The organism is Paracoccus sp. P2 (genome assembly GCF_046335115.1).
In the GTDB taxonomy this organism is placed as follows: domain Bacteria; phylum Pseudomonadota; class Alphaproteobacteria; order Rhodobacterales; family Rhodobacteraceae; genus Paracoccus; species Paracoccus pantotrophus.
Window position 1 is genome coordinate 1 of record NZ_JBGOSN010000096.1, and the last position, 5,353, is coordinate 5,353.

The following is a 5,353-nucleotide window of genomic DNA, read 5'->3' on the forward strand; positions in this document are numbered from 1 at the left end:
CAGACCCGACGCAACAACCCGTCAGCTGACGGCCTTCGAGGCGCTTCAGGTTGCGCCAACTGCTCCGTGGTCGAGAGAGCGGTCAAAAATCGAGATGCCCTGAAGCGTATGCCATAAGGCAATGCCTTACGACCATTTGCTCAATCAGAGCAGACGGCCTTCACCGCAGGCGTACGTCCTTGCGATCCAGAATATACCATTCAGAACAAGACGATGGTCCGCAGGTTTCCGCCCGTTAGGGTGCCGGACGGCACGAATGAAGCCCTCGAAGAAGGTCCACTCATCGTCGGATATCAGGTTGCGTGCCAAGTTCATCTCCCACGTAGAGATGAGCTTGAATCATAGGACGACTGCCAGAGGAATCCCTTTTGTCAACACGACCTAGTTTTTCACACCAGGAGCAAGCAACTTGCGAAACGATCGAGCCAGCGGTCTTAGCCAACGTCTGGAAGCAGGCCAGCGTCTAATGATCTTACCGTAAGATTCATAACAGAAACGGAATATTTTGCCGCGAAATGTTGCTTGGGACTTCGAAAGAACAAAATCTTGCTCAACGATGTTCCCAGAGCTGAGATGTGACATCAGCCGCTGCAGCTTGTACTCCAGCTTTGCGTAATTGCGCGCGGCTGATTGCGGGGTCATAACCGAAAGCACTCGGTAACCCGCTGCCTGCGCGCAATAGCCTATCAAGCGTTCTTGTACGTGGGCTAGCCCTCCATCTACGTGGTGAGGCTCTTTGTTGTACTCTTCCCATTTCCAAGGCCATTCAAACATTTGCCGCAATGCTTGGGTGCGAAACCAGTACATCGTGCCATTCGGGGCAACAGGTGTAGCGCTGTCCAACGGAACGTTTATTTTCATCTCATCTGCCAGTTGGCGCGTCGGTTGAAAGTTGTTGAACCAAGAGTGCCCCAATGTGCCGAAACCAATGTGAATAATGGGCGGAATCACCAAGCCGAGATCCGGTTCTGCTTCCAGCTTGTCCAAAAGATTATGAACGTATCCACGGCTTCCAACCAGATTGTCGAAAAGATGTGTCTTGAACTCTTCTGCTACGCGAGGCGAGACCTGTGGCGTCCGTTTGGAATGAAGCCGGAGTGCCACTTGGTATTTGTCGGACAGGATCACGTCTCGGAAGGTGATGAACAACGCTGACATGTCGCGTCCACGATTATGCTCGACAACACGAACATCTATCGCGTCGGTCGAGTACCCCCTATCTAGGAGATGGTTCGTGATGGTTTGTTTGTTCTCTTCGCTGGCCGTGGTGACAAACAGATGGTGACGAGCAGGAATGTTCTCCACCAACCCCGCCAGATCGACAATCATCTCAGGATAATAGGCGTGGATAAAAACAGCCACGGTTCCAAAGTTCCATTCCGATTTATCGGGCTGGAGTGCTGTCGTGGGCAATATTTCGAACTGATCTGCATTCGCGTTGAACTCGCGCATCGGTATTGTCTGGCACGCGTGATCAATTGCAGCCTGGTAAGCCGCGGGGTGCCCTTGGCGCATGAAGTCGAGGGCTGGCCTTAGAGAAATGGCATTAATATCGTGGAGCAGCGGGTCGAGTGAGAAAACCTCTAGAGGTAGGCAAGGGCATCCCTTCTTGACCAGGCTATGCACCTCGTAAAGCCGCGGATCACTTGTTTGCAGCTCGTCAAGTTCGAGTGGGTATAGAATGTCATGCCCATGCGATTTGAGAAAGTGCGCGAACGGGCCAAGACCCCGCCTAAAATCTGTCCAGTGGTCGCCACCTTCGAACGCTTGCCAAAACTCTCGGAACTCGTCCGTGGCCTGTAACGCTGCACCAAAAATCGCAAAGTCCAGATAGGGTATATGTGATGGTAGCCCCTCGTTTTTTGTGCGAGGGTCAGCTTCAGTGGCATGCCAATAGGGCGCAAACAGCCCGGCGCCGGTGCTGTCCATCTGATCGAGCATCTGTGACACGGGGCGGATAGGTCCAAGCACGTGACTGCCGGTCGCGATTATCGGGACCCTAGGGTGTCCAACCTCTTTTGCTTCCGATAATAATCCGGCCCGCACCCCTGCGAGGTAGGATGTCTTGGCTTTGGGCTCGATCAGCACACGATCAGGCTCGAACCGATCCAGCGTGCGCGCCATCTCGGCGTCCGAGAGGACGACAACCAGCCGCTGACACGACGCACGCAACTCCGCCAAGGCGTGCTCTGCCGGGGCCGTACCGATCCGCCCACGCGGGAGGACATAGATGGCCGTACAATTCATTAGGTTTTTCTCTCTGGGACTATCAGTCTTTGCACCATGGCTTCGGCAGCTTGGCGGACGGGCTCGGCCGTCGACAGCAAGTAGGCGTCGTAGTGGACGAACTTGCGGGGATCAGCTGAAAACAACGGCTCATCCTTGCCTACATCAATGCTCCAGTTGTCCTTGAGGCGAGCTTTCAAGATATTTTCTACACCGAGCCGAAGCGTGGAGTCCCCCGGCACTGTGATCACACGGCGCGCATTATGCGCATGTTTACGAACCAGTGTTTGTAACTCGCGTTGTTCTTCCACCGAAACGAGTTGAGTGAATTTCAAGCGCAAGTCGGAACCGATATTGGGCTGCCCCCGGCCGTGGATCAGTGTCATCAGCCGCAGGAACTCGGTTAGTTCGATCGGATACTTCACGTTGACCGGCTTGGCATGTCGTGCGGGGAAACCTTGCAAGTCGAGGATCGCGCCGGTCAGATTCTCGAATATGTCGATGTCGCGCCTCTTGAGAATATCATACGGCACCGCATGGATCTGGGCGCGGTCCCGGGCTAGCAGAGGGTTGAGATCGCGCATGGGGTTTAACAGGCGCGATTTCATCGGGTCCGCGAATTCTCCGGCAAAACGCTCGGCCAACCCCATCGAACGCCCCTGCTTGACCTCTTCTGCCCAGAAGGACGGGAACACGTCCAGCGGATCGCGGACCACATAGACCAGTTCGTAGGTGTCGAACCCGAGAAGGCCGGACAAGACATCGAAGTTCGCGGGCTTCCAGCGGCAGAACCCCTCGGCGGACAACACGATGCTTTGGCCTTTGGCACGAGCTGTCTCACCCAAGGTCTTCAGCACATTGCGATAGGGGGCCTGTGCGGGAAGGTACTCATTCGCATTGTGAGCGAGGTGATGATGAGCGCCCAGTGACTCGGTGCCCTCGCTGGGGTACAGCCAGCCACCGTTGCCCAGGACACGACCGCCTTTCTTGAGGTTAACCTGAATGTAACTGGATGCCGTTTTGTGTGGACCGATATGCAATACCAGCCGTCTGGATGCTGTCGTCATGTCTTGATATCGGATGCCGCAAGGGCCGCTGCTGTCGGCGCCGTTTTCTCATTCCGACCGCCGGCAGACGATATACCCGCCTCGGCCAGCCAAGCTGTCAGTTGGGTAATTCCAGTCGAAAGGCCGTGGGCCGGGCGCCATCCCAATTCGTCTGTCGCGCGGGAGATATCGGCCACGGCGTGACGAACATCGCCGGGGCGAAACTTGCCGGAAATCCGCAGGTTTCCCTCGTCTTGCCCCATTGCCAGCAGAACCTGTCTTGCGGCATCGAGGATTGTCGTTCCAGCACCACTGCCAATGTCGATAATGCCATCCGGCATGGCTTTGACGGTGCCCATCCGGAAAAATGCTGAAACGACATCATCAATAAAAACGAAATCCCTGGTGATTTCACCGTCTTCGTAGATTTCCAGCGTCTTCTCCTCGGCGACCTGCTGGGCGAAGATCGACAGGACACCGGTATAGGGATTGCGCAGCGCCTGCCCTGGGCCATAGACATTTTGCAGGCGCAAGATGCCCACCTCAGTCTCGCTTCCCCAGAATCCCTGTAATAGAAGGTATTCCTGCATCAATTTGGTCGAGGCATAGATTGAGGACGGATTGGCGGGGCAACTGGCATTGGTGGCAACCGGGATCAGGCAGTTGCCGTGGATATCCCTTGGCGCAAAATCTCCCGCAGCAAGGTTGGAATTCGTCCGCGCCACGGCTGGGGTTGGTCGTCCCTCGGCGTCGACACATGCGCCCTCGCCATACACGGCGCGGGATCCGGCGAGAATGACTCGCCGCGTTGTGGACTGCGCCGTCCTCAGGGCCTCGATGAGGTTTGCCGTTCCGCTTACGTTTACATCCGAGTACTGGACCGGCATGTCATAGGACTGGCCGGTGCCGGTTTCCGCCGCGAGATGGTAGACGATATCCGGTTTGGCCTTCTGGATCGCCGCGTCCAGAGCGGTTCGGTCGCGGACATCGCCTTTGATGATGTCAACGCCGCGCTCGGAGAGCCGCTGTCGGTTCGCATCGTGGATGCTGGCCACCTGCGGATGGAAGCTATCGAAGACCGTTACCAAACCACCGGCGCGCGTCCAGCATTCGGCAAGCCTTGATCCGATGAAGCCCACACCGCCGGTTATGAATATTCTTTCGTTCATTCGGCTCCGAATCCGGAATAATACAGAAGATTGCCTAAGTATTTACCATATCCGTTCTTTTGGTACTTGGCGACACGCTCTTCCAGCTGGTTTACGCTGATCCAGCCCATGTTGAAGGCCACTTCATCCGGGCTTCCCGTCTGAAGCCCCTGGCGTTTTTCCAGCGTGCGCACGAAGTTCCCGGCATCCAGCAGGCTGCCGTGGGTGCCGGTATCCAGCCAAGCATAGCCCCGGCCCATGCGTTTCACGCTCAGGGAGCCGTCATGGAGGTAACTTTCCAGCAACATCGTGATCTCAAGTTCGCCCCGATCCGAAGGCTGCACCTTCTTGGCCCGCTCTGGTGCCGTTCCGTCGAGAAAGTACAACCCCGTCACCGCGTAGTCCGACGGCGGCACCTCGGGCTTCTCGATGATCTGCGTCACTGCGCCGGCCCCATCAAAGGCCACCACGCCATATCGTTCAGGATCGGCGACATGATATCCGAACACCGTTCCGCCGGCCTTTTTCTGGTCAGCCTCAGCCAAGATCTCCGGCAGGCCGTGGCCGAAAAAGATATTGTCGCCCAGAACCATGGCAGAGGGTGCGCCATCGAGGAAATCTTCTGCAAGAATATAGGCCTGCGCCAGCCCATCGGGCGAGGGTTGCACAATATAAGTCAGCTCAATTCCCCATTGGCTGCCATCGCCGAGTGTCGCTTTGCCTTTAAAGGCGAGATGACGAGTTCAACAAAATCAATGGGTGTGCTTTGCCATTAAATATGAGATTTTGTCTTTAAATGCGATACTCTTACCCTTAAAGCTGAGACAGAGGTTAGGTCATGTTGACAAATGGCGGAGCCAGAGGCGGATCGACGTGATGTCGATGAAGCCCAGGAAGCTTTCGGCGGTCTTGTCGTAGCGGGTGGCGACGCGA

3 protein-coding genes and 3 pseudogenes are annotated in these 5,353 nt (G+C 56.1%); all 6 read right to left on the bottom strand.

What is annotated here, in order from left to right; all coding sequences use genetic code 11:
- Window positions 1-168: 168 nt before the first annotated feature.
- A pseudogene (locus tag ACDP63_RS24105) lies at window positions 169-315 on the bottom strand (transposase); the annotation flags it as partial.
- Between the two features lie 66 nt (window positions 316-381).
- A complete protein-coding gene (locus ACDP63_RS24110) occupies window positions 382-2,124 on the bottom strand; it encodes a rhamnan synthesis F family protein (protein WP_409928789.1) in 1,743 nt (580 codons plus the stop codon).
- 122 nt (window positions 2,125-2,246) lie between these two features.
- Window positions 2,247-3,293, bottom strand: a complete 1,047-nt coding sequence (locus ACDP63_RS24115; protein ID WP_409928790.1) for a hypothetical protein — start codon at window positions 3,291-3,293, stop codon at window positions 2,247-2,249.
- Window positions 3,290-4,441 carry an NAD-dependent epimerase/dehydratase family protein gene (locus tag ACDP63_RS24120; RefSeq protein WP_082849341.1) on the bottom strand — a complete coding sequence of 384 codons (1,152 nt, stop codon included), beginning with the start codon at window positions 4,439-4,441 and terminating at the stop codon, window positions 3,290-3,292. The genes ACDP63_RS24115 and ACDP63_RS24120 overlap by 4 nt, the downstream gene beginning before the upstream one ends.
- Window positions 4,438-5,139: pseudogene (locus tag ACDP63_RS24125) on the bottom strand (sugar nucleotidyltransferase); the annotation flags it as partial. The gene ACDP63_RS24120 and the pseudogene ACDP63_RS24125, both read right to left, overlap by 4 nt.
- Window positions 5,140-5,256: 117 nt before the next feature.
- Window positions 5,257-5,353: pseudogene (locus ACDP63_RS24130) on the bottom strand (IS5/IS1182 family transposase); the annotation flags it as partial.